Raw genomic sequence first — 1,824 nt, 5'->3', positions numbered from 1 at the left:
CTCTCAGGGCAATACACCTAGTGCGGAGCCCCCCGCCACCCGGAGACCGGCAGCGCGAACTTCGCGACCAGCCGGTCGGTGAACGACGCGTGGTGCAACCGCGCCAACCGCACCGGCACGGCCCCGCGCCGCACCTCCACCCGGGCTCCCGCCGGCAGCTCCACCGTCCGCCGTCCGTCGCACCACAGCACTCCCGGAGGGACGTGCGGCAGCACCTCGACGGCCAGAACGGAGTCCGGGGAGGTCACCAGCGGCTTGGCGAACAGCGCATGGGCGGAGATCGGCACCATCAGCAGTGCCTCCACCTCCGGCCACACCACGGGTCCTCCGGCGGAGAAGGCGTACGCGGTCGACCCGGTGGGGGTGGCGCACACGATGCCGTCGCAGCCGAACCCGGTCACCGGACGCCCGTCGATCTCGAGCACGACCTCCAGCATCCGCTCGGCGGACACCTTCTGCACGGCCGCCTCGTTCAGCGCCCAGTCCGTGTGCACGATGTCGCCGTTGCTGTGCACGACCACGTCGACGGTCATGCGTTCCTCGACCTCGTACGCCTTGCCGACCACCCGGTCGACGACCTTGTCCAGGTCGTCCCGCTCGGCCTCGGCGAGGAAGCCCACCCGCCCGAGGTTCACCCCGAGCATCGGCACCCCGGAGGCCCGGCCGAACTCCGCGCCGCGCAGCAGGGTGCCGTCACCGCCGAGCACGATGAGCAGCTCGCACCCCTCCAGGGACTGGGGGGTGGCCTCCTTGACCAGTTCGACCTCGTCCGGCAGCGGCAGGTCGCGTGCCTCGGCCTCCAGGGCGCGCACCCCGATCCCGGAGCGCAGCAGCCCCTTGACCACGAGCTCGGCACTGCGGATGGCGGCCGGCCGTCCGGTGTGGGCCAGCAGGAAAACGGTTCGGGTCTGGGTCTGTGTCAACGCGGCCCCTCCGCCACTGCACGGTCGACGTCGGCCGGGTCCAGGGCGGGTGCCCCGGCACGCAGCCACAGAAAGTACTCGACGTTCCCGGACGGTCCGGGCAGCGGACTCGCGGTGACGCCTCGCACGCCGAGTCCCAGTTCCCAGGCCTTCGCGGCCACGCCCCGCACGGCCTCCGCCCGCAGCTGCGGACTCCGTACGACACCCCCGCTGCCCAGCCGCTCCTTTCCCACCTCGAACTGCGGCTTGACCATCATCACCAGATCGGCGTCCGGTTTCACGCACCGCACCAGGGCGGGCAGCACCAGGCCGAGCGAGATGAAGGACAGATCTCCGACGACAAGGTCCACAGGCTCCCCATCGATCGCATCGAGCGTCAACTCCCTTACGTTCGTACGGTCCTTGACGGTGACGCGTTCATCCTGCCGGAGTGTCCAGGCGAGTTGTCCGTATCCGACGTCGACGGCGATGACATGGGCGGCGCCCGCGCGCAGCAGCACATCGGTGAAGCCCCCGGTGGAGGCGCCGGCGTCCAGGGCCCGCCGCCCCCGGACGACGAGGCCCTGGGGGACGAAGACCTCGAGCGCGCCGGCGAGCTTGTGACCGCCCCGGGAGACGTAGTCGGGGTCGCTGTCGTCGGGGGCGACCACGATGGCGGCGGCGGTCTCCACCTGCGTGGCGGGCTTGGTCGCGACGGTCCCCCCGACGGTGACCCGTCCGGCGGCGATCAGCTGGCCGGCGTGCTCACGCGAGCGGGCGAGCTTCCGGCGGACCAGCTCCGCGTCCAGACGGCGGCGTGCGACTCCTGCCACGTTCGGTTCAGCTCCTGTATCGATACGACGGTTGCCACGAATTGCTGTGAGACTGCCACGAAAGGGTGCTAGGTGTATTGCCCTGAGAG

2 protein-coding genes are annotated in these 1,824 nt (G+C 71.1%); both read right to left on the bottom strand.

The features are described from left to right. Nucleotides 1-17: 17 nt before the first annotated feature. Complete coding sequence (locus CCN35_RS25055) at nucleotides 18-923, bottom strand: NAD kinase (RefSeq protein WP_067397940.1); 906 nt, start codon at nucleotides 921-923, stop codon at nucleotides 18-20. After that, entirely contained in the window at nucleotides 920-1,735 is an 816-nt protein-coding gene (locus tag CCN35_RS25050; protein WP_067397942.1) for a TlyA family RNA methyltransferase, read from the bottom strand. Before CCN35_RS25050 ends, CCN35_RS25055 begins: the two co-directional genes overlap by 4 nt. Nucleotides 1,736-1,824 lie beyond the last annotated feature (89 nt).

This window comes from Streptomyces thermovulgaris, assembly GCF_002155915.1.
Classification (GTDB): Bacteria; Actinomycetota; Actinomycetes; order Streptomycetales; family Streptomycetaceae; genus Streptomyces; species Streptomyces thermovulgaris.
This window is presented reverse-complemented; position numbering and strand designations above follow the sequence as displayed.